29 protein-coding genes are annotated in these 23,226 nt (G+C 59.7%); 23 read left to right on the top strand and 6 right to left on the bottom strand.

The annotated features are described in order from the left end of the window. Positions 1-102: 102 nt before the first annotated feature. From AEP_RS02150 to AEP_RS02125, 6 genes are read right to left on the bottom strand one after another with little or no spacing between them, the layout of a single operon-like run. Positions 103-324: a hypothetical protein gene (locus tag AEP_RS02150; RefSeq protein ID WP_087493868.1), complete on the bottom strand. Its 222-nt coding sequence runs from the start codon at positions 322-324 to the stop codon at positions 103-105. Then, positions 324-1,319 (bottom strand): AAA family ATPase, encoded by a 996-nt coding sequence (locus AEP_RS02145; RefSeq protein WP_087493867.1) that lies wholly within the window; start codon positions 1,317-1,319, stop codon positions 324-326. The genes AEP_RS02150 and AEP_RS02145 overlap by 1 nt, the downstream gene beginning before the upstream one ends. After that, positions 1,316-2,971, bottom strand: a complete 1,656-nt coding sequence (locus tag AEP_RS02140; RefSeq protein WP_087493866.1) for a Mu transposase C-terminal domain-containing protein — start codon at positions 2,969-2,971, stop codon at positions 1,316-1,318. The genes AEP_RS02145 and AEP_RS02140 overlap by 4 nt, the downstream gene beginning before the upstream one ends. A gap of 36 nt (positions 2,972-3,007) precedes the next feature. Then, positions 3,008-3,208: a hypothetical protein gene (locus AEP_RS02135; RefSeq protein ID WP_087493865.1), complete on the bottom strand. Its 201-nt coding sequence runs from the start codon at positions 3,206-3,208 to the stop codon at positions 3,008-3,010. Beyond that, complete coding sequence (locus AEP_RS02130) at positions 3,205-4,233, bottom strand: hypothetical protein (protein WP_087493864.1); 1,029 nt, start codon at positions 4,231-4,233, stop codon at positions 3,205-3,207. Before AEP_RS02130 ends, AEP_RS02135 begins: the two co-directional genes overlap by 4 nt. 23 nt (positions 4,234-4,256) lie before the next feature. Then, the gene (locus tag AEP_RS02125) at positions 4,257-4,460 is read right to left on the bottom strand and encodes a hypothetical protein (protein ID WP_087493863.1); all 204 of its coding nucleotides are present in this window, start codon (positions 4,458-4,460) and stop codon (positions 4,257-4,259) included. A 407-nt stretch (positions 4,461-4,867) separates the two neighbouring features. On the opposite strand from AEP_RS02125, the gene AEP_RS02120 reads away from it, so the two are divergent. The 23 genes from AEP_RS02120 (at position 4,868) to AEP_RS02005 (ending at position 23,214) form a co-directional block, all read left to right on the top strand. Next, positions 4,868-5,329, top strand: coding sequence for a S24 family peptidase (locus AEP_RS02120; protein WP_157673012.1), 462 nt, complete (start codon positions 4,868-4,870; stop codon positions 5,327-5,329). Next, a complete protein-coding gene (locus AEP_RS20575) occupies positions 5,307-5,945 on the top strand; it encodes a hypothetical protein (RefSeq protein WP_198301884.1) in 639 nt (212 codons plus the stop codon). The genes AEP_RS02120 and AEP_RS20575 overlap by 23 nt, the downstream gene beginning before the upstream one ends. After that, entirely contained in the window at positions 5,946-6,368 is a 423-nt protein-coding gene (locus AEP_RS02105; RefSeq protein WP_087493859.1) for a thermonuclease family protein, read from the top strand. Positions 6,369-6,466: 98 nt separating this feature from the next. Next, positions 6,467-6,811 (top strand): putative holin, encoded by a 345-nt coding sequence (locus AEP_RS02100; RefSeq protein WP_087493858.1) that lies wholly within the window; start codon positions 6,467-6,469, stop codon positions 6,809-6,811. A gap of 1 nt (position 6,812) precedes the next feature. Continuing rightward, complete coding sequence (locus AEP_RS02095; RefSeq protein WP_232459907.1) at positions 6,813-7,535, top strand: lytic transglycosylase domain-containing protein; 723 nt, start codon at positions 6,813-6,815, stop codon at positions 7,533-7,535. Continuing rightward, positions 7,532-8,050, top strand: a complete 519-nt coding sequence (locus AEP_RS02090) for a hypothetical protein (protein ID WP_087493857.1) — start codon at positions 7,532-7,534, stop codon at positions 8,048-8,050. Before AEP_RS02095 ends, AEP_RS02090 begins: the two co-directional genes overlap by 4 nt. Before the next feature lie 2 nt (positions 8,051-8,052). Next, the gene (locus AEP_RS21200) at positions 8,053-8,265 is read left to right on the top strand and encodes a TraR/DksA C4-type zinc finger protein (protein ID WP_087493856.1); all 213 of its coding nucleotides are present in this window, start codon (positions 8,053-8,055) and stop codon (positions 8,263-8,265) included. Beyond that, positions 8,262-8,567: a hypothetical protein gene (locus AEP_RS02080; protein WP_087493855.1), complete on the top strand. Its 306-nt coding sequence runs from the start codon at positions 8,262-8,264 to the stop codon at positions 8,565-8,567. The genes AEP_RS21200 and AEP_RS02080 overlap by 4 nt, the downstream gene beginning before the upstream one ends. Positions 8,568-8,570: 3 nt before the next feature. Further along, positions 8,571-9,080 (top strand): DUF1804 family protein, encoded by a 510-nt coding sequence (locus AEP_RS02075; RefSeq protein ID WP_087493854.1) that lies wholly within the window; start codon positions 8,571-8,573, stop codon positions 9,078-9,080. Then, complete coding sequence (gene terL, locus AEP_RS02070; RefSeq protein WP_087493853.1) at positions 9,080-10,672, top strand: phage terminase large subunit; 1,593 nt, start codon at positions 9,080-9,082, stop codon at positions 10,670-10,672. Before AEP_RS02075 ends, terL begins: the two co-directional genes overlap by 1 nt. Further along, positions 10,669-12,228 (top strand): phage portal protein family protein, encoded by a 1,560-nt coding sequence (locus tag AEP_RS02065; RefSeq protein ID WP_087493852.1) that lies wholly within the window; start codon positions 10,669-10,671, stop codon positions 12,226-12,228. Before terL ends, AEP_RS02065 begins: the two co-directional genes overlap by 4 nt. 12 nt (positions 12,229-12,240) lie before the next feature. Beyond that, the gene (locus AEP_RS02060; RefSeq protein WP_087493851.1) at positions 12,241-12,522 is read left to right on the top strand and encodes a hypothetical protein; all 282 of its coding nucleotides are present in this window, start codon (positions 12,241-12,243) and stop codon (positions 12,520-12,522) included. Between the two features lie 155 nt (positions 12,523-12,677). Beyond that, entirely contained in the window at positions 12,678-13,001 is a 324-nt protein-coding gene (locus tag AEP_RS02055) for a DUF4406 domain-containing protein (RefSeq protein WP_087493850.1), read from the top strand. Next, entirely contained in the window at positions 12,994-14,223 is a 1,230-nt protein-coding gene (locus AEP_RS02050; RefSeq protein ID WP_157673010.1) for a phage head morphogenesis protein, read from the top strand. Before AEP_RS02055 ends, AEP_RS02050 begins: the two co-directional genes overlap by 8 nt. A 668-nt stretch (positions 14,224-14,891) precedes the next feature. Next, positions 14,892-16,724, top strand: a complete 1,833-nt coding sequence (locus tag AEP_RS02045; protein ID WP_087493848.1) for an acyl-CoA dehydrogenase — start codon at positions 14,892-14,894, stop codon at positions 16,722-16,724. Further along, positions 16,724-16,948 carry a hypothetical protein gene (locus AEP_RS02040; protein ID WP_087493847.1) on the top strand — a complete coding sequence of 75 codons (225 nt, stop codon included), beginning with the start codon at positions 16,724-16,726 and terminating at the stop codon, positions 16,946-16,948. The genes AEP_RS02045 and AEP_RS02040 overlap by 1 nt, the downstream gene beginning before the upstream one ends. A 95-nt stretch (positions 16,949-17,043) precedes the next feature. Further along, on the top strand, positions 17,044-17,835 hold the full coding sequence (locus AEP_RS02035) for an SDR family oxidoreductase (protein ID WP_087493846.1): 792 nt from the start codon (positions 17,044-17,046) through the stop codon (positions 17,833-17,835). Next, positions 17,832-18,296, top strand: a complete 465-nt coding sequence (locus AEP_RS02030; RefSeq protein WP_087493845.1) for a PaaI family thioesterase — start codon at positions 17,832-17,834, stop codon at positions 18,294-18,296. Before AEP_RS02035 ends, AEP_RS02030 begins: the two co-directional genes overlap by 4 nt. An 82-nt stretch (positions 18,297-18,378) precedes the next feature. Beyond that, positions 18,379-20,061 carry an isovaleryl-CoA dehydrogenase gene (locus AEP_RS02025; protein WP_087493844.1) on the top strand — a complete coding sequence of 561 codons (1,683 nt, stop codon included), beginning with the start codon at positions 18,379-18,381 and terminating at the stop codon, positions 20,059-20,061. 17 nt (positions 20,062-20,078) lie between these two features. Then, entirely contained in the window at positions 20,079-21,017 is a 939-nt protein-coding gene (locus AEP_RS02020) for a glutathione S-transferase family protein (protein ID WP_087493843.1), read from the top strand. Continuing rightward, on the top strand, positions 21,014-21,577 hold the full coding sequence (locus AEP_RS02015) for a GNAT family N-acetyltransferase (RefSeq protein ID WP_087493842.1): 564 nt from the start codon (positions 21,014-21,016) through the stop codon (positions 21,575-21,577). The genes AEP_RS02020 and AEP_RS02015 overlap by 4 nt, the downstream gene beginning before the upstream one ends. Before the next feature lie 39 nt (positions 21,578-21,616). Continuing rightward, entirely contained in the window at positions 21,617-22,525 is a 909-nt protein-coding gene (locus AEP_RS02010) for an SDR family oxidoreductase (protein WP_087493841.1), read from the top strand. Positions 22,526-22,599: 74 nt separating this feature from the next. Continuing rightward, on the top strand, positions 22,600-23,214 hold the full coding sequence (locus AEP_RS02005; protein WP_087493840.1) for a methylamine utilization protein: 615 nt from the start codon (positions 22,600-22,602) through the stop codon (positions 23,212-23,214). The last annotated feature ends 12 nt before the right edge of the window (positions 23,215-23,226 follow it).

Here is a 23,226-nt window from a genome sequence, read left to right as displayed (position 1 = left end):
CTGGCGCAAGAGGGGCCAGATGAGGTTTACAGCCTTCACATGCGGGACGGCGGCTTTGACACACGCCAAGCTCCAAGCATGGACGTGGCACTGGCGTCTTATTCATTTCGCCACCGCCTTCCTGCGGCCAAATGCACGGGCAAAGGCCACCACTTCACCCTCGGGAAAGAGCTCAATTGCACGGTCCAGTGCATCTTCCAGGCTGGGGTACATGCCTTCGTGCTCACCCTTGGAGCCGTCAGCCATCTTGATCACAACGCGGCAGGACACTAGCAGAGGCCGGGTGATCATCGGAGCCTGGCTGGTTTCAACGGCGGCCAGCATTACTTGTCCCCCTCGTAACGGGGCTTGCTCATGAACAGCACCTTGGCAGCAATGGCCTCAATCAGTGGGCGGCTAAGCGGCAGCTTGCCCATGCCGTAGTCCTTGATGGCGGGAATCAGGTTTTCATTGAGCACGCGGGCGCTTCCATCGGCATAGGCCCACAAGGTCTCCAGTACCTCATTGGAGAGGTCACCGGCGTCCACCAAGGCCATGCGTGCCATGTCGTCGGCATCGTCCCGGCTAATGCGTTCAATCGTCTTGGGCCACATGCCCACGCGGCTGCGAATCTGGTCAAACTGACCGTGCTGCGGCTTGATCAGGTTGGTGAGCTTCTCGGTGCCTACAAGAGTCACGCCGATCTGAGCCATATCACGCAGGCGGCGCAGGTGCTCCAGGGCGGAACCGCTCATCTTCTCCGCCTCATCGGCGATCACCAGGTAGTTGGTTCCCTTGAGCACGCGCACCAGCTCGCGGAACTTGCGATCCAGTCCGGCAGGCACCGCGTTGTTCAGTTGTTCCAGCAGCGTGGTCATCAACACACCAGGTGTCATGTTGGGGCTTACCTCCACCAGCAACGTCATGGGGTGCGTCTCGCGGTACTCACGGCAGCAGCGGCTTTTGCCAACACCCACGTAGCCTGTGACCACACCAAAGTTCTGGTGCTTGCGAGTCCGGTCCATCACCAGGCACATCAGGTCGTGCACGCTGCCCTTGATGTAGCCAGGCGTGCCATCACGCATGCGGTCGCCTTCCACCTCCAGCACGGCCAGCATCTGGTTGAGCTGGCGGGTGGGGCTGCTCACATACTTGCCGCTCAGAATTTGGCTCAGCGTGCCGCCAGGGATATCGGCCTTCTTGCTCAACCAGGAGCGGCTCTTACCCGCGTCCTTGAGCCACTTCAGGACTTCTTCCACCTTGGTCCGATCTTGCTCGGAGTAGGCACCTGCAGCAGGCATGCCTGGCAGCGCGGTTTGATTGATTGCGGGGGTGCTCACTTGTCATTCCTCCAGTTGAGTAAATCGATGTCAATAACTTCGGGTGCCTTGTCAGGCGCGGGCAGCGAAGGGCGCAGGGATTCGATGGCGGCAAACTGGCCGCTGGCTTCGATGGGGTCGTCGCGTCGGCCCTTGGCCTCTGCCACCTTTCGTTCCAGGCGTTTGAGCTGGCCCTGCAGTCGGCGGTCCCGGCCTTCTTCCAGGCGGCTGGTGGGCAGCACGCCGATCTTGTTGACCAGCTTGGCCTCCACTACCAAGCGACCCTTGGTGTCGTAAATCCATACGCAGCGGTCGTTGTGGAGGTCGTACTCCACGTCCACCTTCTGCGCGTCGAACAATGCCAAGGCCTCGGCAAAGTAAAAGCGGTTGTGCAGGCGCACGGTCTGGCGCAGCACCGTGCAGGTTTCGCAGGGGCGGGCAATGGCATCCATGCTCAGCTCGACTGGCACCGGCTGCAGGTCGTTCCACACCTGGGCAGGTGTGCGGCCATGTAGCTTGTCTTGCGGCTGGCTGTGGTAGTGGTCTAGCCATGCAGTGAAGCTATCCACGTAGCTCTGCAGGCTGGGTAGCGTGCGTCGACCCATGCTCAAGTCAGCGCTCAGGCGGCGGTTTGTCTCTGGCGCCATGTCGTCACCGCAGTACACCTGGCCGCTGGCAAAGAACTTGTCGTGCTTGTCGCGCACCGTGCGGAAGAACCGTTCAATCCAGCCCTTGCCATGCGGGTTACCCGGCAACGCGCCGATAACACCAATGTCCATGCGGGCATAGAAGCCGGTGCTTTCATCGGACAGCAGGCGGGCACGGTAGCCGGGGCCTCGGTCCACATACACCCAGGCGGGCACGTGGTCGAAGGTCCGCATGGCATGGCTCAGCGCAAACATGGTGGAGACCGTGCTTTCGCTTTCCGACAACCACCAGCCCACGATGTAGCTGCTCTTGATGTCGATGAACACCGTCAGCTCGGGGCGGTACGGCTTGCCAGTGTTGGGGTGCGCCACGTAGCAGTCGGCCGTGTGGCCGTCGCCTGCGTAGATTTCGCCTACCAACACTTCGTCCAGGCTGCGGCGCTGGAACTTCTGGCGCGTTAGCCTGTGTAGGTGCTGGCCGATCCGTGCAGGGCTGAACTTGCCCAGGGTCGCAGGCAGCGCCTTCAGGTAGCGTTTCACCCGGCTTTCAGTGACCTCTTCAAAACCCTCTTGAATGAGCTTTGATGTCACATCGGCAAAACCTGGCTTGCCGGGCAAGTTGTAGAGGGCCACGGCGCGCTCTTCCCAGCCGTAGGCCTGTCGGACGCGGCCGGTGTGCTTGGGCAGCAAGGCGTTCTTGCCGTCCTTCATGTAGCCGCTCAGCCAGCGCTTGATGGTGGGCTCGCTAATCACGTCCACTACCGCGTCACCGGCCAACATGGCGACCAGGTGCTTAGTCCGCAGGTCTGCCGTGCCCGCTGCGAGCTGCGATTTCAACAGTGCTGCTGCATGGTTGATGCTTGCGCCGCCATTCACCAGGTCGGCAAGCGGCTGCAGCAGCGACTCACGCAGGCCCGCCACCCGGCGCGCTTCGTCACTGGCGCTGGCCCAAGGGTCCGGGTTCAGCGCCGCAGGAAGATCACTCATCTGGCGGATGTCTTTGGTTAATTTAAGGAGTGCGCCCATAGGTCACCTAAAGGGGGTGGGGTGTCCGATGTGTGCTTAGGCCTTGCCCTTGCGGGCGTTGGCTGCGAGTGATGCGGCTTGCATTGCCCGCTCAGCGCGCCCTTTGTCTTGGGGGCACCATGGACTCACGATGACGACCGACACGCCTTGCCTTGCGTACTCGGCAAGTGCTTTAGATGTGAGCACCTCACGACCCCGGTCAACGTAGACCGTCTTGGTTTCGGTTGCTGTGCTCATTTCTTGCTCCCAGTGGTTGCTGGGGCTTCTGGTGCCTTGGTCGGACGGCCCTTGCCCTTCGGGCGGGCCTGTGCGCGCTCATGCTCACGCAGGGCGGCTTCGTGCTGGTGCACGGCTGTCAGGCGCGCCCAGTCTTCGGCCACGCCCTTAATCTCCGATGCATCCAGGAAGGCCAGTACATCTGGCTGCCCTGAGACCCGATCAACGTCCTCGCCCATCGCTTCGACAAAGCTCTTGATAGAGCCGTCTACCAACTCGCGCACCGCTAGCAGGCCGGAGAGGCCGAGTCGAAGGGATGGCTTCACCCATTCGGCCGCTTCGTTGTGGGCAATCAAGCCGACGATTTCAACGCCCACCGGATGGAGCGACGTGATAGCCAGCTCGGCTTTCTTGATCAGTGCAGCCAGCTCAGCGCGTGCGTCGGCAACTACCAATGGAACCACCTGATCTTCTGCATCACGCTCAGCGCGGCGCTGCTTCTTCTCCATGGCCTTCAGGTCTGCATCCGCCTTGTCTCGCTGCACTGCCAAGTCAGTGGCAGTAGCTTCCAACTCGCGGATACGCTGACGCAAACCGCGCACGCTCATGTCGTCCAGGTCGGATACGTCGCCGTCTTCCAGCATCTGCTCAATCACTTTAGGGTCAGCACCCGCCAAGGCGAGCACCTTGGACTTGGGCAGTGAGAGCATTTCCACCCGCTTGTCTTCTGGCAAAGATGTGATGAACTTAGCTTGGCGCATTAATTCAGCCGCGCGATACCGGGTGAGACCCAGTTCCTCAACACCGCCTTCAAATTGACCGTGCTCCACCTCAGCCTTGACGCTGAGCAGCAGGTATCCGGCCTCTACTGCCATGCGAGCAGCTTGGTTGTATGCCACGACTGCGCGGGTAATTCGATCCGCTGCACTTCCGCCAATCACGATCCCCAGGCTTTGGGCCGCGTGGGCATCTGAGTCCGTGAAATCCAAATGTGCGGACGTACGCACATTTGCGGTCGCCACTTCGGTTGATTGCTTTTTTGCCATGCTGATCTTCTTCTCTGGTTTATTTACTTCATGCCCAAAGCGACAGCCACGCGGTGACCCTCGCCATACAAACCCTTGTTCACCCCGCGCACCACCTCGCTGACGGTGCGGTACTTGAAGCCCTTCTTTTTGGACCACTCTGTGAGGGTCACACCCTCTGCACGAAGCGCTTCTTTGGCCTCGATCGCAGATTTTTTAGTTCCGTTAGCAGAATTCACTTTGCTCATGCGTTCATTCCTCATGACTGTTAAATGCCGTTTATTTAACTGTCATGAATCATAAGTCCTGTTTTTGAAACTTGCAAGCGAAAAGTTTCAAATTCAGAACTGATTCAACTTATGAAAACAAAGAGTCCTGCTTTTTGGACTTAATTAGAGCTATGCGTACCGTTTTGTTTGACGGATACTCCCACTGCGGTTAACAGTGAATACACCGTTAACCAAACGCAGTACGGGAGCACAGATAAATGGACGCAGAAACGGGACTACGGCTAAAGGCCGAGCGACAAAGGCTAGGCAAATCGCCCAATGAATGGGCGGCCATCTGCCATGTAAGTCGTACTAGCCAATTTGCGTATGAAGGCGGAGATCGGGCTCCTGACGCCGACTATCTAAAGCTGGCTCACGCTTCAGGCATGGATACCAATTACGTTGTAACGGGCCAGAGAATTGGTGTGGACTCCAGCTATGTGGTGGTGCCACAAATCGACGTATCAGCTAGCGCGGGACCTGGTGCCATCAATGGCGATGAAGAGTGCAATGGCGGCTTGAGCTTCAGCCGCCAATGGCTGCAAAAACGTGGCTTGCAGCCAAACAACTTGAAGGTTATCCGTGTGGCCGGAGACTCCATGCGTCCCGTCTTGAATGACGGTGACAAGGTACTGGTGGATATCGGAGACACCCTCCCCAAAAGCGGTCGGGCTTATGTGCTGTTACAGGGCGAAGAACTCCTGGTCAAGTATTGCCAGCTTCTGCCGGATGGCCTGCTGCGCGTTAGCAGTGCCAACCCAGATTACCCCGCCTATGACATAGACCTGGCAAAGACAACAGGCGTATCCATCGTCGGACGCGTACGTGCATCAACTCATGAATGGTGAATATATGTGGTGGTTTGTTTTTATTTGTGCGGTCTGTTTATTTGGGGTACGCAGCTACCTACGACTCAACAAGTTGCAAGGGGGTAGTTTTCATTCTGATGCTTCCGCGCGCACTTCTGCAAAAGCTCCTAGAAAGGCGTCGGGCGCCTCATTGGATGAAAGCAAGCGTTACACAGTGCGGGGCGGCAAAAGTATTGAAGTTGATGCAGTATTTGAAGCGTGGGTTTCTGATGATCTGGACAAGATGATTGCCGTCATGGACATGCCAACCCACCCGATTGATAGACATCATTTACTGAACGGTATCGTGTCGGGTGCCTACAAAAGGCGGGGTGAGGATTATTACGCCCAGCTATGTGCTGACACTGCTGAAACCTACCTCTTGGAGATGCCCAAGCTACTGAGGGCATTTCGTAAAGATGGTCCAAGACTCCCTCTGCCACACGTACCCGTTTTTGAAAAATATGCCACGCTTCTTGCCGAGCAAAAACAGTTTGACAGAGCCATCGAGGTTTGTGAGTTGGCAATTGCGCAAAAGCTTCACGACAACACCAAGAGCGGCTACGAGGGACGAATCAAACGCATTGAAAGGCTCAAGGCAAAGGAAAAAACCTGAATGCTTCTGGCTGCGTATGTCTGCCTGGTCGTCGCCATCACCGATGGCGACACATTGAAGGTTCACTGCGACGGCCAGCCGCAGACCACCATACGGCTCAGCGCCATTGATGCTCCTGAAAAGGGCATGCCGTTCGGCCAGCGTGCCAAGCAATCGCTGAGCGACCTTTGCTACATGCAGGACGCAGCCATCACGCCCAAAGCCACAGATCGGTATCACCGGACTGTGGCAGATGTGAACTGCAGAGGCAGAGACGCAGCCACAGAGCAAGTAATGCTGGGCATGGCTTGGGTGTATGACCACTACGCCAAAGGCTATGAGGCACTCTACCCATTGCAAGACGATGCCAAAGCAAACCGCCTTGGCCTCTGGGTTGATCCAGAACCAGAGCCACCTTGGTTGTGGCGAAAAAACAAGCATTGATCCGGGGTTGGTGAAACACTTCACCATGACCAAACCCCGCTGACTCTAGAGACTGTGGGCTTACTTCTCGTAAGCCTATCAACCTCTAGGAGTCAGCCATGAAGAGCCAATTTCCCCGCATGCTTAGCTGGGCACTACTCACCGTAGTGCTCATCATCGTCGCCCTGTTTTTCCATGGGGCATACCCCGGCACGCTGCTAGCCGTGACCCTGTACAAGGCCCACCTGATGGCTTTGGGAGGCTGGGGTGGCTATTGGCTTGACCGGGCTCTCTTCCCCTACGACCGGCCACATCAGTATCTGGAGTGTGATGACTCGCCAGAACAGGTTGCCGAGGATGTCGCAACCGCAGAGTTGGTAGCGTCTTCGTCTTTCGGGCAATCGATGCTGCGCCGCGCGATCATCGTGGCAGCTTGCCTGATCTGCGTGGGCTTGGGAGCCTGACATGCGGATCAGCAACATGAGCCGATGGGCGCAGGGGTACTTCCGCCGCCGTAACGAGCGGCGCATGGATCGCTTCCAGTCGGCCACCCACCGCCCTCTGCAGCGCGCCGCTCAAGCCATCTTGTGGCTACATGCCGCGTTCGTCGCACTCATCGTTGCATCCTGCACTTACGGCACCACCGCCCATGCACAGCCCATCCCACGCGAAGCCCAGCGCTACCAGCTCACACTGAAGCGCGAAGCCCAGCTCGCTTGGGGACTGCAGGCGCCGGTTGCCACCTTTGCTGCACAGGTTCATCAGGAGAGCCGCTGGCGCCTGAACGCTCGCTCACCTGTAGGTGCAGAAGGCCTTGCGCAATTCATGCCCGCCACTTCCAACTGGATCGGCGGGTTGTACCCCAGCCTGGCAGACCGCGCTCCCACCAACCCCACCTGGGCGCTGCGCGCCCTGGTCACCTATGACAAGTGGTTGGCAGACCGAATCCGCGCCGACGATGAATGCCAGGACATGGCCTTTGCACTTAGCGCCTACAACGGCGGCCTTGGCTGGGTTTACAAGCGCCAAAAGCTAAGCGATCAACCCGGCCTGTGCCTGGGCGCCACATGCCAGATCAACCCCGGCATCACCGCTGCGTACCAGCAAGAAAACCAGCACTACCCAGAGCTGATCCTGCGTCGCTACGAGCCCATGTACGCATCCTGGGGCAATGGAGCCTGCTCATGACTCTTGGCTCCATCACTAAATCACTGATGCCGTCTTCCTGGTTCGCCATTGCGGTGTTCTGTATTGGACTAGGCACCGGAGTTGGCGTCACAACATGGGGCCTCACTGCCCGCTATGACGCCAACCTCTCCGCTATCAAGCTAGACCAGGAGCGCAAGGTCTCCGTCGCACGCGCGGACGACATCGAAACCCTGAAGCTGGCAAAGCGCCATGGCGACGCCTTGACGCTGCAGCTCCAAGTCACCGAGTCCACCTTAACCAAGAAACAGAAGGAGCTGCACGATGCAATCCGCACTCAAACCACTGGCCGTGCTTGCCTGTCTGGCAGCGTTGTCAGCCTGCTCAACAACTCCGGCTCCACGGACGGAAGCGCCAATCTGCCCGCGTCCACCTCAGGCGCTGCTACAGCGGATGGGGCCGCTGCCTCCGATACCGACGTCGCTGACTGGGCAGCCAACGCCCGCACGCAGTACGACATCTGCCGCGCACGGCTCAACGCCCTGATCGACTGGTAACCATGGACGAAAAGTTTCACGAACAAGCCAGCCAACTGGAACTGGATCGCCGCTCTGATGCCTTGGCTGCAGTGCGCCGGACCTTGAGCCGTGTGGGCCAGCCTGAATGCGACGACTGTGGGGAAACGATTCCTGCAGCCCGCCGCAAAGCGAGTCCCAACGCCATCCGGTGCATTACCTGCCAACAAGTTTATGAGAGGACCTATAAAAAATGAGCGCATCCGATACCACCAAAGAAACTGGGCGCAATAGCGACGCCGTGCTAATCGCCATGGGCAAGCTGGAAGGCCAGCTGGCTGCAATGACAAACCTTATGCAGCAAAACCACCAGGCTACGCAAACCCGCATTGAAGACCTTTCAAAGGCCGTTGGCGTCCGCTTTGATGGCATCGAAAAGCGCCTGGCAACGCTGGAGCAAAACGAGCGTGGCACCGCGATCCGTGCAGCCGGTACCGGCGCATTGGCAGGCGCCATCGTGGCTGCGGGCCTTCAAGCCATGAGGGCCTTGGGGCACTAACACATGGCATACGACCGCTCCACTCGCAACAAATTGCGCGCCAAGTATGTGCAGGGCTTGCCGCTGGCCACGGCGGCCGAGGCGTGCAAGGTTCCGTACAACACAGCCCGCAACTGGAAGCGCCAGGACGCGGAAGAAGGCAACGACTGGGATATCCAGCGCAATGCCCGCCGCATGACCAAGAGCGGCGTTGAAGAGATGGCAAACGAAGTGCTGGGCGAACTGGCCGAGCAATTCCTCGCCACCCTGGAAGCCGTCAAGAAAGACCCCAAGATGGCCGCCGCCCAGCGCGCAGACATCATGGTCCGCTTGATGGACGGCTACAACAAAGCCATCGGTGCCGCCAGCCGTGCCATGCCCAATGCCAACCGCCTGGCCGTGGCAATGGATGTGCTCAAGTTCTTGAACATCTTCATCGCAGGTCGCTTTCCCAAGATGCGCGAGCAGTTCTTGGAAGTGACCGAAGCCGCTGGCGATGACCTGGTGCGCGAGTTCAGTGGGAGCGGTGCCTGATGGCAAAGCAGAAGCGCCTCAAAGATAAAGAGTTTCTGGACGAACTGCGCGCGTTCGCGGATGAGCAGCGCCGCCTCATTGAGGCCGAGTGCGATGGTTTCTCTACGGACCACGCAGCCCGCGACCAGCGGGCCAGTCGCGCACAAAACGACTTTGAGTTTTTCGGCAAGACCTACTTCCCGCACTACATCAAAGGCGATCCGTCCGCCTTTCACCGTTGGTTCTACGACAACGTTCCGCCCATGCTGGACTTGAAGGTGGGCCAGCTCATCGAGGTATCCGCACCCCGTGGCGAGGCCAAGTCCACCCTTGGCACCCAGTTGATCAACCTCTGGCTAGTGGTGACCGAGCGCCAGTGGTTTCTTCCCATAGTTATGGACAGCTTTGACCAGGCAGCCACCATGCTGGAAGCCATCAAGGCGGAGCTGGAGAGCAACCCACGCCTGGCGATGGATTTCCCCAACGCCTGCGGCCGGGGCCGTGTGTGGAATGCCGGTGTGATCGTGACTGCCAACGGCCGCAAGGTGCAGGCCTTCGGCTCTGGCAAAAAGATGCGTGGCCTGCGCCATGGCCCGCACCGTCCCGGCTTTGTCACCTTGGACGATATTGAGAACGATGAGAACGTTCGCTCCAAAGAGCAGCGCGACAAGACCGAGGCATGGGTGAAGAAGGTTGTGATGCCACTGGGACCACCAGACGGCTCCATGCACATCCTTTACCTCAACACCATCCTGCATTACGACTCGGTCGCCAACCGCTTCCACCGAAATCCGCTGTGGAAGCGTGTCAAATTTAAGGCCATCGCTCGCTGGCCTGACCGCATGGACCTGTGGCAGTCCTGGGAAGAGATGTTCATCAATGAAGGCGAAGAGGTTGCCGACGCCTACTACGCAGCCAACAAAGCCGCGATGGACCTAGGTGCCGAGGTGAGCTGGCCCACAGTGCGTCCGCTGCTGCGTTTGATGAAGATTCGCGCCAGTGACCACCATGCCTTTGACTGCGAGTACCAGAACGACCCCACTAACGACGAAAACGGCTTCTTCCAGAACATGCAGTTCTGGGTGCAGCCGATCCGTGAATGGGTGTTCTACGGCTCGCATGACCCCAGCCTAGGCAAGAACAACAAGAGCCGGGACCCTAGCGCCTGCTTGGTAGGCGGGTTCGACCGTGCAAGCGGCAAGTTGTGTGTGGTGGAGGCTGTAGTGGCCCGCATGATCCCCGACCGACAGATCAGCCAGATCATCGAATTCCAGAAGGTCTATCGCTGCCTGGTTTGGGGCGTGGAGTCCATCCAGTTTCAGGAGTTCTTCCGCCAGGAGCTGATCAAACGCTCTGCGGCAGCCGGTGTGCCGGTGCCCGCTGTGGCGCTCACGCCCCACAGCGACAAAGACCTGCGCATTGAGTCCTTGAGCCCTCACGTCAACAACGGACTGATCCTGTTCAACCAGGCACACACCGTCCTCAGCACCCAAGTCCGCCATTGGCCTGAGGCCGACCACGACGACGGCCCTGACGCACTCCACATGCTCTGGATGCTTGCGCAGTCACGGGCCGGTGGCATTCCCAAAATCCGCACAGGTAAAACACGATGACCCCCATCAAAGGCATGATCCGCAACCTCACGAATTGGCTCGGCAAGCCTGTCGCGACACCTGAGACCGACCCACAGCGCTTCTTTGGAAGCCTTCAAGTGCTGCCAAATCCTGACCCCATCTTGCGCGAGATGGGACGGGCAGACCAGGCCTATCACTCCATCATGATGGACGCGCACGTGATTGGCGAGATTCGCTCTATTCGTGGCTCTTTCCGATCCCACGAATACCGATTGGAGGTAGGAAGGGACGGCGACAGCAAGTCCGCTGCAGCCATGGAGTTGTGTGCTTCCTGGATGGAGACAAACAGCCCGAACGACATTTCCGACTGGCTGGAGGTGATGTGGCAAATGTGCGCGTGCATCTTCACTGGATACCGCGCACACGAGCTGGTGTGGGAGTTCGTGGACGGTAAGTACCTTCCGACGAGCGTGATCGACCGCCCTGGCCGCCGCTTTCGGTTTGACGTGAACGGTGCTCCCTTGCTGATCTCTAATGCCGCGTGGCAAGGCGCTCCGGTGGAACCATATCAGTTCGTGATTTCCCGGCATATGCCGACACACGACAACCCTTACGGATTGCCATTGCTGTCCAGCTGCTTCTGGCCCTGGACATTCAAGACTGGAGGTTGGCGCTACTTCGTGAAGTACTGCGAGCGCCATGGTCTGCCGTGGCCTATCGGGCGTTATCCCGCTGGCACCAGCGAAAGCGAGCAAGACGACTTTGCCGCAGCCTTGGCCGGAATGATGGAGGCTGGCTATGTCGTGATGCAAGAGGGCAATGGAGTCGAGCTGCTTGTACCCAACAGCAGCGGCTCTGGCAACTTGCCCCAGCAGAACCTCATCAGCCTTTGCAACCGTGAGATGTCCAAGGCACTGACCAGCCAAGCGATGGTGGGCGAGCAGCTTGATGTAGGTGCGCGTGCAGCAGCTGATACAGCGAAGGCACGACAAAGCGAGGTTCATGACTCGGACCGCGATATCGCAGCAGCCAGCATGGCGCAAATCTTTAAATGGATCACGCTGTTCAACTTCGGTGAAGGTGTAGCCCCACCCACACTGGCTTTCTTCAAACAGGAAGCCGCTGGCAAAGACCGCGCATCCACCTACCAGATCGCAGCCAATATGGGTGCTCGCCCATCTCGCAAGGCCATGCTGGAAGAGCTGGACATTCCTGAGGCAGAAGACGATGCCGATGCGTTGCTGCCTATGTCCAAAGGCGCGGTAGCACCCAAGGCATCCGGCACAGGTGAAACACTGCCAGCCGTGGACTTCTCCGCTGTGGCCGGTTTCACTTTCGCCAAAGCGGCTGGCATGACTGAGGATGAAGCCATGCAGCTTGCCGCCGAAGCGGCCGACCAGGCGATCGAAGATCACATGATCGCGCCGGTTGCCCAAATGCTGGCTGAGTACGAGGCCGAGGGCAAAACGCTGGCCGAGTTCCAAACCGACTTTGCCAAGCTGGTAGGCGATATGGACGACGACGCCCTGCGTGAAGTACTGGACCGTGCCATCACCTATTCCATGCTGCGCGGCGCTGCCACGCAGGCCAACTAAGAGGTCCGGATCATGCAAACTGAAGAACCGGACACTCCAGTGGAACTCTCTGCTCTTGACAAGCTCGGCGTTGCCATTGAACAGGCACTTGATGCGGCGCCTGTCTCCGATGTGCTTTCCATCCTGACCGGTGCATTTGTGGGCCTCACTCTTGAAGTGGTGCGCCGCCAAGGCCATGACGTAAACCTTCCGGTCAAGGTGAATGGCGGCACAAATCGTGACATCACCATCCACGCACCGAAAGGTCCTAGTGAACAAGGCCTGGCGGAAACCGAGCTGCCTGCAAAGGCTTGAACCACGATGGAAAGAGGGTGGATTTTCAACAAAGGCGCACTGTGGATCGGTGCCCACTATTCCCCCTTCAATCGGCGCTGGTGCATCAACGTGCTGCCATGCGTCACTTTCTGGACTGCCATGCCAGGCGGCAAGGCACCCGATAGGAGCACCCGATGAAACGCATCTATATCGCTGGGCCTATGACAGGTCTACCCCACTTCAACTATCCAACCTTCAACGCCGCAGCCGAGCGCCTGCGCGCGCTTGGATTCGAAGTGGAGAATCCCGCCGAGAACCCGGAGCCACACTGCGGCTCCTGGCTGGGTTACATGCGGATGGCCTTGCGCCAGCTCGCACTATGTGACGGTGTTGCTCTCCTTCCTGGTTGGCAGGACTCACGCGGTGCACGCATTGAGCAACAGCTCGCTATACAGCTCGGCTTGGTTGTGGTTCCCGAGTCTGCGATCCAACATGGTCCGGAGTTCACTGATGCCTGATGTGCAGCCTTTCGGCGTCCAGTTCGGCCAAGCCATCGACTACCTGAAGGGAAAGCTGCCCGAGAGCACCCTCAAGTGGGACGATCTGGCCGGGCCAGTGCATGGCAAGGTATTCGCTGTGGCAGGCGCAGCCAGCACCGATCTGGTCGCCGATATCCAGCAATCTCTGGTGGATGCGCTCAAAAACGGCACCACCATCACCCAGTTTCGTAAAGACTTCGACGCGGCCGTCCAAAAGCATGGATGGTCCTACCGTGGAAAACGCGGCTGGCGCACAAGCGTCATCTTCGACACCAATATGCGCACCGCCCACATGGCAGGTCGCTGGCAACAGCTGCAGGCGGGCAAGGCAAAGCGGCCATTCCTTCAATACCGAACAGCTGGTGACGCCCGCGTGCGCCCTCAGCACCGCATGTGGAATGGTCTGATCTTTCCGATTGACGACGCTTTTTGGCAGACACATTACCCGCCAAACGGCTGGGGATGCCGCTGCACCGTCCGCGCCTATAGCCAAGCCGATCTGGATGACAACCAGTTGCAGGTCTCCAAGCCTTACCAGGTCAAGACACGCAACGTGGTCACCCGCGATGGTGAAGTGACAGATCAAGTACCTCTTGGCATTGATCCAGGCTGGGATCACAACGTGGGCCAGAGCTGGCTATCACCTGAGGTCGCCTTAGGTAACAAATTGGCCCGCCTGCCCATGGAGTTGCGCGGACCTATGACCGATAAAGCGATTTCACCGGCCTATCAAAAGGTGCTCAACGACGATTTCAAGGCGTTTAAAACTGCCATTGAAAAGCCGACTGGCGCCACCCAGACCGTTGGATTTATGGATAGCGGCATGATCAATGCCATAGAAGACAAGCTGCCCGACCTGAAGCTTGAATCCACCCTGGTCACAGCCGCAGACAACAAGACGCTGCACCTTGCTGGCACCCACAAGGCAAAGTCTCTGCAGGTTTGGCCTGATGAATGGATAGACAGCCTTCCCGAGCATTTCAGGAACTACCGCGCGGTCCTATTGGATACAAAAAGCGGGAACTTGGTTGTTATCCCTGAGGGGTCATTCAACGCGCGGACGCCCAAGATCGTGATCCGCTTGAACTATGCGTCCAAGAATGGCACGACTGCAGCGGTCGTTTCATTGGGCACGGCGCCACTAGGAGACCTTGCAAAGGCCTCTCAGTACGAAATCATTCTGGGTTCATTGAAGAAATAAAAAAGCCCACCGAGGTGGGCTTGGGTCAGGAAGGGCGCTACGTCTCCGTAATAACGATGCCACTTGGGCAGGGCGTCTGGCTGGTGCGTTTCCAGTCCACTGACTTGCCCAGAGTGTAGGAGCCCGCCCTGTTTTTTGCAATTGTTTGGTGTTTTTACCGCCACAGCCAGATCAATTTCCTGACATTTAATGGGCAAAAGTGCCCCGATTTATGGGCAGCTACTGGATCAAAATAAACGTTTCCTGCCAAAACCTCGAAAAAGCGCTAACTCATTGATCTAACGGCCTTTTTTTGATTTTCTCGGCCGTTTATGTGTGGATCAATTCAAACATCTCCCCCCTTGAACTCCTGCCATAGAGCCGGTGAAAAAGACATTCCAAGCTTCCCAAATCGGCCGTACCGCTAGCAAAGCACAAACGAATGACGCTGCATACCATTGAGTTCGAGACCATTTGGCTGGGTATGTTGTGTGCTGCATCTGAAACAGGTACTTGATCAATTAGCCTTGAAAGAGGAAACCTGAGGAGCTCTCTTGGAAGCCGTGCAATTAAGTTTAGTCGAGCAGACTCTACAAACCTGTTTGTTGAAGACAGGCAAAGGTGGTGTCCTGTAACCCACCGGACACTCGAAAAAGACCAGTTGACGATGACTAAGCAACAATGCGCAAATGACCCTACGCACCACCCTCGATTTCCTGCTCCAAGACTGGCTGGACACCACCGGCCTCACCAGCCGTGAGCGTTTTGCGGACCACAACCGTGAAACCTTTGATGCGGTGCTGGACACCTGCGAGCGCATTGCACGGGAGAAATACGCGCCATTCAACCGGCTGGTGGACACGCAGGAGCCTCACTTTGATGGCGAGAAGGTCACGCTGCCTCAGGCCACCCACGATGCGTTCAAAGCCTATGCCGAGTCCGGCATGTTGAGTGCCGCGCAGGACTACGACATCGGCGGCATGCAGCTGCCCTACAGCGTGGAGGCAGCAGCCAATGCATTTTTTGCCTGCGCCTCGGTCAGTATCGGCTCCAGCTTGCTGTCCGTGGGCAATGCCAATTTGTTGATGGCGCACGGCACCGAATTGCAAAAGCAGGTGTTCGCCCATAACGAGTTTTCGGGTCGCTGGGCCGGCACCATGTGCCTTAGCGAGCCGCAGGCAGGCTCGTCTCTGAGTGATGTGGCCACCCGCGCAGTGCCGGATGGGGAGGGCTTTGAGTCCGACCCGCTGGGCGCGCGTTACCGCCTGCGTGGCAACAAAATGTGGATCTCCAGTGGCGAGCACGAGCTCACGGAAAACATCGTGCACCTGGTGCTCGCCAAGATTCCGGATGCGGACGGCAAGCTGGTTCCGGGCACCCGCGGCATTTCGCTTTTTATCGTTCCCAAGAAAATGGTGAATGCGCAGGGTGAGTTGACGGGCGTGCGCAACGACGTGGCGCTTGCCGGGCTGAACCACAAGCTGGGTTGGCGCGGTACGACCAATACCTTGCTGAACTTTGGCGAAGGTAAGTTCCCCGTGGATGGCCAAGCGGGAGCCGTGGGCTACCTCGTGGGGCAGCCGGGCAAGGGTCTGGCGTGTATGTTCCACATGATGAACGAGGCCCGCATCGGCGTGGGCATTGCCGCCACCATGCTGGGCATGGCAGGCTACTACGCCTCGCTGGACTACGCCAAAAATCGCCCGCAAGGGCGCCCCATTACCGGTGCCGGCAAAGACGCCGCCGCTCCGCAAACCCGCATCATTGAGCATGCCGATGTGAAGCGCATGTTGCTCACGCAAAAAGCCTATTGCGAAGGTGCATTGGCCCTCGAGTTGTACTGCGCCCGCCTGATCGACGAACAACACACCGGTACCGCGCAAGACGCTGAAGAAGCCCGCTTGCTGCTTGAGGTGTTGACCCCGATTGCCAAAAGCTGGCCCAGCGAGTGGTGCCTGGAGGCCAACTCGCTGGCGATCCAGGTGCACGGTGGCTATGGCTATACCCGCGACTTTCCGGTGGAGCAGTACTGGCGCGACAACCGCCTGAACATGATCCACGAAGGCACCCACGGCATCCAAGCCATGGACCTGCTGGGCCGCAAAGTGCTGATGGAGGAGGGCAAAGGCCTCACGCTGCTAAGCCACCGCATCATGGCCACTGTCAACCGCTGCAATGGCATTCCCGCGTTGGCGCCACACGCCAAGGCGTTGGCCCGCGCATTGCAGGATGTGGGTGTCGCCACCCAGAAGGCCTGGTCTACCGGCGTACCGGGCGAGGCCTTGGCCAATGCAGTGCCCTACATGCAGGCTTTCGGCCATACGGTATTGGCCTGGATCTGGCTGGACGTGGCCGGTTGCGCGCTGGACAACGACCCGCAGCAGGAGTCCTTGGAGACTCAGGGGCATGTGGGGTGCGCAAAATTCTTCTTCCACTATGAGTTGCCAAAGATCAATGCCTGGCTGGGTGTGGTGCAATCGAGGGATCTGACTTGTGCAACATTCCCCGAAGGAGCTTTCTGATGGCATTTTTCAAGAAATACAACGGCACCACCAACGCCCGCTTGGTGCGCATGGAGCGCCTGATCTGGACGCTGATTTACGGTGGCCTGTTGGCCATGGTGCTGGGCTATTTCATCGACCAGCAGGAGGCGCAGGACGCAGCGCTGTTCTACAACCTGGGCGGCCTGGCGGTGGCCGGTGGCGTGGTGATGGTGTTCATCCGCTCACGCCTGCGCGAGGAATAGTCCCCGGGGTGACGGCATATCGCCGCCGGGACAGGCGGCGTGCACGGCACTGCGCACAATGCCGTCCACGTTTTTGACAACCAAGGGCAGACACCATGACACGCACCATCCAACAACTCTTTGACCTCACCGGCAAAACCGCGCTCATCACCGGAGGCTCCCGCGGCTTGGGCCTGCAGCTGGCCCATGCTTTGGGAGAAGCCGGCGCCAAGGTGCTGATCAGCTCGCGCAAAGCGGCGGATCTGGAAGAGGCGTGTGCCGAGTTGCAAGCCGCGGGTATCGACGCGCGTTGGGTCGCTGCCGACTGCGCCAAAGAGTCCGAGATTCAGCGCTTGGCGGATGAAACCCTGCAGCGCCTGGGCCATGTGGACATTCTGGTGAACAACGCCGGCGCCTCCTGGGGCGCACCCGCTGAGGACCATCCGCTGGAGGCCTGGGACAAGGTGATGAACCTCAACGTGCGTGGCTACTTTCTGCTGAGCCAGATCATCGCCAAAAAGAGCATGATCCCGCGCAAAACCGGTCGCATCATCAACCTGGCCTCGATTGCCGGGCTCAATGGCAATCCGCCGGCCATGCAAACCATTGCCTACAACACCTCCAAGGGCGCGGTCATCAACTTCACTCGCGCTTTGGCGGCCGAGTGGGGCAAGTACAACATCACCGTCAACGCGGTGTGCCCGGGCTTTTTCCCCAGCAAGATGACAGCCGGTTTGTTGCAAGCCATGGGTGAAGAGAACCTGGCGGCTGCCGCTCCACTCAAGCGCCTGGGCGACGACGAAGACCTCAAGGGCCTGTGTGTGCTCTACGCGTCCGACGCCGGCAAACACATCACCGGCCAATGGCTGGCGGTGGACGGGGGCGTGAGCGTGGTGACGGGCGGATGACCAGCCTCTGGGAAAAAGCGGTGGGCTTCGGCGTTGAGATTCCCTTCGTCACCCACCTCGGCTTTGAGCTCACGGTGTTTGAGGGCGGGCGCTCTGAGATCCGCTACACACCACGGCCTGAACACCTGAACTCCTTCAACGTCACACACGGTGGCGCGCAGATGACCCTGCTGGATGTGACCATGGCGAGCGCTGCGCGCAGTGAAACTCCAGAGCTCGGCGTAGTCACTATTGAGATGAAAACCAGCTTCATGCAACCCGCTGTCGGCGCCCTGACCGCCAAGGGCGAACTCATGCACCGCACCGCCACCATGGCCTTTACCCAGGCCACGGTCTATGACGCAAACGGAAAAGCCTGTGCCCACGCAACCGGCACCTTCAAGTACATGAAACGCCTGGCCACCGGCGCACGCAGCGTGAACGCACTGAACGCACCGGGCACCGGCATTGCCACCGACTAGCGCTTTATGGGCCGAATTGGCCTCTGGCGCCCGTTGAATATGCGCGAGCAGCTATCAAAAGAATAGCGTTTGAGGAGACAGCATGCACAGCGAAACCGATTTCCCGGCGACCCACACGGTGTTCAACCAGGCCGAGCCCTTGGCAGATACCGATCTGCTGGCGGGCAACCGCGCCTTGCAGAGCGCACTGGCGTTTCATGCTCCGGGCATGGATACGTCTGCGCTGCAATCGCTGGGCGTGCTAATGGGCAGCCGCGCCATGCAGACCCATGCGCGCTTGGCAAACACCCACCCTCCGGTACTCCACAGTCACGACCGGCTAGGGTGCCGGGTGGACCAGGTGGAGTTCCACCCCAGCTACCACGCGCTGATGGATGCAGCCGCCCAAGCCGGCCTGCATGGCAGCCCCTGGGACCCGACGGCGGGTGAGGGCGCCCACCTGCGGCGGGCGGCTGCATTCATGCTGTTCACCGAGGCTGAGCCGTCCATCCTGTGCCCCATTTCCATGACTTACGCAGTGCTACCGGCGCTGCGGGGCAACCCGGCCGTGTTTGACGCCTGGGCACCGGGCCTGATGGCGCGGGCCTATGACCCCGGGTTCAAGCTCTACCGCCACAAACGCGGCCTGACCATGGGCATGGGCATGACCGAGAAGCAGGGCGGCTCGGACGTGCGGGCCAACACGACGCAAGCCATCCCCGACGGTGAGGATGCATGGGGCCCGCGCTTCAAGTTGCTGGGGCACAAGTGGTTTTTCTCGGCCCCCATGTGCGACGCCTTTCTGGTGCTGGCGCAAAGCCCGGCGGGCTTGTCCTGCTTTTTTGTGCCGCGTATCCTGCCCGACTTCGCGGATCCGCAGTCACCCGGCACGGTGAATGCCATCCGCATCCAGCGCCTGAAAGACAAGCTGGGCAACCACGCCAATGCCAGCTCGGAAGTCGAGTTCCAGCACGCCACGGCGTGGCTGGTGGGCGTGGCGGGGCGCGGTGTGCCGCAGATTCTGGAGATGGGCACCATGACCCGGCTGGACTGTGCCTTGGGCACCACCGGCCTGATGCGCCAGGCACTCAGCATCGCGCTGCACCACACCGCGCAGCGCCAAGCCTTCGGCAAGGCCCTGATCGAGCAACCGCTGATGCGCAACGTGCTGGTAGACCTTGCTATCGAATGCGAAGCAGCTTGCGCACTCTCCATGCGGCTTGCCAGCGCTTTTGACCATGCATCTGATCCGCACGAACTATTGATGGGCCGCCTGCTGACGCCGGTGGCCAAGTACTGGATCTGCAAGCGCGGCGCAGCTTTTGCCCAAGAGGCCATGGAGTGCCTGGGCGGTAACGGCTATGTGGAAGAGGGTGGGGAAGGCACCATGGCCCGCATCTACCGCGAGATGCCGCTCAACTCTATCTGGGAAGGCGCCGGCAACATCATGGCGCTGGACCTGCTGCGCGCCCTGCGCAAGGGCGATAACGCTGCAGCCCTGGCCCGTGAACTCGCGCCCGCCCGTGGCGCCCACCCTGCACTCGACCGGCTGGCAGCGTCCTTGCCCACCCGTGTGGAGCTCATGGCTACCGAGATGGAAGCTCGCCGCCTCGCACAAGACGTGGCACTTGCCGTGCAAGCTGCGCTCTTGTACCAAACGGCTCCCTCTGCGGTGTTCGAGGCGTTTTGTGATTCCCGGCTGGGTGGCAACTGGGGCTACAGCTTCGGAACCCTGGGTGCTGCGGTGGATTGTGACGCCATCCTGCAGCGCGCCATGCCCTATTGATTTTTCTGGAGAAACCCATGACAGACCTCATTCTTCATCACTACCCCACCTCGCCTTTTTCTGAAAAGGTGCGTCTGGTGCTGGGCTACAAACAGCTGGCTTGGAAGTCCGTCATCATCCCGGCCATCATGCCCAAACCCGATGTGGTGGCCCTGACCGGCGGCTACCGCAAAACGCCGTTCCTGCAGATCGGCTCCGACGTGTATTGCGACAGCGCCCTGATCTGCGAAGTGCTGGAGCAGCTGCGCCCCACGCCGACCCTCTACCCCGAAAACGACAAGGGCTTGAGCCGCATCGTTGCGCAGTGGGCGGACAGCACTTTGTTCTGGGCCGCCATGGCCTACAACCTGCAGCCCAAAGGGGCGGCCAGCATGTTTGAGGGCGCGCCCCCCGAAGCTGCCAAGGCCTTCGGCGCCGACCGCGCCGCCATGTCCAGCGGCATGACGCGCCTGCGCCCGGGTGACGCTGCTGCGGCCTACAAGAGCTACTTGCGCCGCATCGCCAGCATGCTCGAAGGCCAGGACTTTTTGTTGGGGCAAGTCCCCTGCGTGGCGGACTTTGCCGCTTACCACCCCCTGTGGTTCACCGCCAAACGGGTACCGGTGATGGCCGACATCCTGAACGCAACCCCTTCGGTACAGGCATGGATGGCACGCATGGCGGCCATCGGCCACGGCAGCTTAGAGAAACTGTCTGCTACAGAAGCCATAGCAGCTTGCGCGCAATCCGCGGGCACTACGGCCCCTTTGGACACCTATTTCCAGGACGAGCACGGCATTCCTCTGGGTAGTGAAGTGACCATCGCCGCCGAAACCTTCGGCCAGGAAGCTACCGCCGGCACCTTGATTGCCGCCACCCGCACCCGCTTTACGCTGAAGCGTGTGGACGAGCGTGCCGGCACCGTACATGTGCACTTTCCGCGCATCGGCTATGTGCTCAAGGCGGCGCAGGCATGAGCTTGGATATCCAATGGCAGTGGCTCACATTTAATGCACTGAGCCGCGGGCAGTTGTATGAATTGCTGCGCCTGCGCAGCGAGGTGTTTGTAGTCGAGCAGAACTGTGTGTTCCAGGATATGGATGGACTGGACGACAAAGCCATGCACCTTCTGGGAGTGAGGGTGGTTGCGGGTTCTGCGCAGGTCAAGGAGGAGCCCGCACAGCGGGCGGGGGACACGGAGCAGAGCCCGCTGCCACCCTCACTCCCCGGCGGGTCTGTTGGGCAAACCAAGACAGAACTCATCGCCTACGTGCGCTGCTTCCCCGCCGGAGTCACCTTTGACGAAGCCAGCATAGGCCGCGTGGTGACCAAGCCCGACGCCCGCGGTGGTGGTCTCGGCCACTTGTTGATGGCTGAGGCCGTCAAAGCGCTGGAAGGCGAGTGGGGCCCTCAACCGATTCGCATCGGCGCGCAAGCCCACCTCAAGTCCTTTTACGAGCGTCATGGCTTTGTGGACGTGGGCAAGCCCTACATCGAAGACGGCATTCCGCACCTGGAAATGCTGCGCGGCGCCTGAAAAGCAGCGCTGACCCAACCCAATAACGAGGAGAACCCTGTGATTCCAAACTTTCAAGGCAAAACCGCTGTACTGACAGGTGCCGGCTCCGGCTTCGGGCTGGAATGTGCGCGCATAGGCGCCCGGCTGGGCATGAACCTGGTGCTCGCTGACGTGCAGCAAGACGCGCTCGACAAGGCGGTTGCTGAAATGGAGGCCGCAGGCGCTCAGGTGCTAGGCATGCGGGTCGACGTGTCGCAGGCTGCACAGGTGGAGGCGCTGGGTGCCGCCACGCTGCAGCGCTTTGGCGCGCCGCACCTGGTATTCAACAATGCCGGCGTGGGGGCAGGGGGCCTGATCTGGGAGAACACCGCCCGCGACTGGGAATGGGTGCTGGGCGTCAACCTCATGGGCGTGGCCCACGGCGTGCGGGTGTTTACCCCGATGATGCTGGAAGCCGCCCAACAAGACCCTGCTTGGCAGGGCCACATCGTCAACACTGCCAGCATGGCGGGCCTGTTGAACGCCCCCAACATGGGGGTTTACAACGTGAGCAAACACGCCGTGGTGTCGCTGAGCGAGACCCTGTACCAGGACTTGGCGTTGGTCACCGACCAAGTGTCTGCCAGCGTGCTGTGCCCCTTCTTTGTGCCGACCGGCATCAGCCAGAGCGAGCGCAACCGTCCCTCGGATGCGGCTCCAGCCCAACTCACCCGTAGCCAGATGATCGGCCAGGCCATGACCGACAAGGCAGTGACGAGTGGCAAGGTGACTGCCGCACAGGTGGCGCAAATGGTGTTCGATGCCGTGGCCGAAGGCCGTTTCTACATCTACAGCCACCCCAAAGCCATAGGCTCCGTCCAGACCCGCATGGAAGATGTGATGCTGGCCCGCAACCCTACCGACCCTTTTGCCCATAAGCCCGAATTGGGCATGGAACTGCGAAAAGCCCTGCGAACTCCAGCCTGAAGCGCGGCAGCTTGAGGTAGAGTAATCTCCAACGCAGAGGCATCATTTTTGATGCAGCCAACTTGGAGCCATCGATGCGCTGGAAAGCCCTTACCCGCCGGTTTCTTCTACTCGCAGGCCTGGCCTCCGTGGGGCTCAGTGCTTCTGCTGCGGGCCTGCAAGTTCAGGTGCAGGACAAGAACGGCAAACCCCTGCCCAATGCGGTCGTGTTTCTGGAGTCGGCAGACGCCAAGTCGGCCTCCAAACCACTCAAGGGCGTTGAGGTGGTACAGGCTGCCAAGCAGTTTTCCCCTGCGGTAACGGTGGTAACCACGGGCACCTCGATTCTTTTTCCTAACAACGACACGGTGCGGCACCACGTGTATTCGTTTTCCCCCGCCAAGACCTTTGATTTGAAGCTGTACGCCGGTGTACCGGCCAATCCCGTGGTGTTCGACAAGAGCGGCATCGCGGTGCTGGGCTGCAACATCCACGACAACATGGTTGCTTGGGTGGTGGTGGTGGACACGCCCTATTTCGGAAAAACCGATGCCCAGGGCCATCTCACCATCGATGCACCCGCCGGCAGCTACAAGCTGCGCACTTGGCACGCCAGCTTGCCAACCGGCGCAGCCGCCGCAGAGCAGGCCCACACCGTCGGCGGTGGCAATGCGCCGGTCGTCATCAAACTCGCGGGGAGTGCGGCTTGATTCTGGGTAGGA

The organism is Curvibacter sp. AEP1-3 (genome assembly GCF_002163715.1).
Classification (GTDB): Bacteria; Pseudomonadota; Gammaproteobacteria; order Burkholderiales; family Burkholderiaceae_C; genus Allorhodoferax.
Note: the sequence above shows the minus strand (reverse complement) of the source record. Positions and strands in the feature narration are given on the sequence as shown.

Bases quoted from the DNA above. Each gene is read 5' to 3' on its own strand.
- AEP_RS02150 (WP_087493868.1), bottom strand. From the start codon at position 324: ATGCTGGCCGCCGTTGAAACCAGCCAGGCTCCGATGATCACCCGGCCT.
- AEP_RS02140 (WP_087493866.1), bottom strand. From the start codon at position 2,971: ATGGGCGCACTCCTTAAATTAACCAAAGACATCCGCCAGATGAGTGAT.
- AEP_RS02135 (WP_087493865.1), bottom strand. From the start codon at position 3,208: ATGAGCACAGCAACCGAAACCAAGACGGTCTACGTTGACCGGGGTCGT.
- AEP_RS02130 (WP_087493864.1), bottom strand. From the start codon at position 4,233: ATGGCAAAAAAGCAATCAACCGAAGTGGCGACCGCAAATGTGCGTACG.
- AEP_RS02125 (WP_087493863.1), bottom strand. From the start codon at position 4,460: ATGAGCAAAGTGAATTCTGCTAACGGAACTAAAAAATCTGCGATCGAG.
- AEP_RS02120 (WP_157673012.1), top strand. From the start codon at position 4,868: ATGGATACCAATTACGTTGTAACGGGCCAGAGAATTGGTGTGGACTCC.
- AEP_RS02105 (WP_087493859.1), top strand. From the start codon at position 5,946: ATGCTTCTGGCTGCGTATGTCTGCCTGGTCGTCGCCATCACCGATGGC.
- AEP_RS02100 (WP_087493858.1), top strand. From the start codon at position 6,467: ATGAAGAGCCAATTTCCCCGCATGCTTAGCTGGGCACTACTCACCGTA.
- AEP_RS02095 (WP_232459907.1), top strand. From the start codon at position 6,813: ATGCGGATCAGCAACATGAGCCGATGGGCGCAGGGGTACTTCCGCCGC.
- AEP_RS02090 (WP_087493857.1), top strand. From the start codon at position 7,532: ATGACTCTTGGCTCCATCACTAAATCACTGATGCCGTCTTCCTGGTTC.
- AEP_RS21200 (WP_087493856.1), top strand. From the start codon at position 8,053: ATGGACGAAAAGTTTCACGAACAAGCCAGCCAACTGGAACTGGATCGC.
- AEP_RS02080 (WP_087493855.1), top strand. From the start codon at position 8,262: ATGAGCGCATCCGATACCACCAAAGAAACTGGGCGCAATAGCGACGCC.
- AEP_RS02075 (WP_087493854.1), top strand. From the start codon at position 8,571: ATGGCATACGACCGCTCCACTCGCAACAAATTGCGCGCCAAGTATGTG.
- terL (WP_087493853.1), top strand. From the start codon at position 9,080: ATGGCAAAGCAGAAGCGCCTCAAAGATAAAGAGTTTCTGGACGAACTG.
- AEP_RS02065 (WP_087493852.1), top strand. From the start codon at position 10,669: ATGACCCCCATCAAAGGCATGATCCGCAACCTCACGAATTGGCTCGGC.
- AEP_RS02060 (WP_087493851.1), top strand. From the start codon at position 12,241: ATGCAAACTGAAGAACCGGACACTCCAGTGGAACTCTCTGCTCTTGAC.
- AEP_RS02055 (WP_087493850.1), top strand. From the start codon at position 12,678: ATGAAACGCATCTATATCGCTGGGCCTATGACAGGTCTACCCCACTTC.
- AEP_RS02050 (WP_157673010.1), top strand. From the start codon at position 12,994: ATGCCTGATGTGCAGCCTTTCGGCGTCCAGTTCGGCCAAGCCATCGAC.
- AEP_RS02045 (WP_087493848.1), top strand. From the start codon at position 14,892: ATGACCCTACGCACCACCCTCGATTTCCTGCTCCAAGACTGGCTGGAC.
- AEP_RS02040 (WP_087493847.1), top strand. From the start codon at position 16,724: ATGGCATTTTTCAAGAAATACAACGGCACCACCAACGCCCGCTTGGTG.
- AEP_RS02035 (WP_087493846.1), top strand. From the start codon at position 17,044: ATGACACGCACCATCCAACAACTCTTTGACCTCACCGGCAAAACCGCG.
- AEP_RS02030 (WP_087493845.1), top strand. From the start codon at position 17,832: ATGACCAGCCTCTGGGAAAAAGCGGTGGGCTTCGGCGTTGAGATTCCC.
- AEP_RS02025 (WP_087493844.1), top strand. From the start codon at position 18,379: ATGCACAGCGAAACCGATTTCCCGGCGACCCACACGGTGTTCAACCAG.
- AEP_RS02020 (WP_087493843.1), top strand. From the start codon at position 20,079: ATGACAGACCTCATTCTTCATCACTACCCCACCTCGCCTTTTTCTGAA.
- AEP_RS02015 (WP_087493842.1), top strand. From the start codon at position 21,014: ATGAGCTTGGATATCCAATGGCAGTGGCTCACATTTAATGCACTGAGC.
- AEP_RS02005 (WP_087493840.1), top strand. From the start codon at position 22,600: ATGCGCTGGAAAGCCCTTACCCGCCGGTTTCTTCTACTCGCAGGCCTG.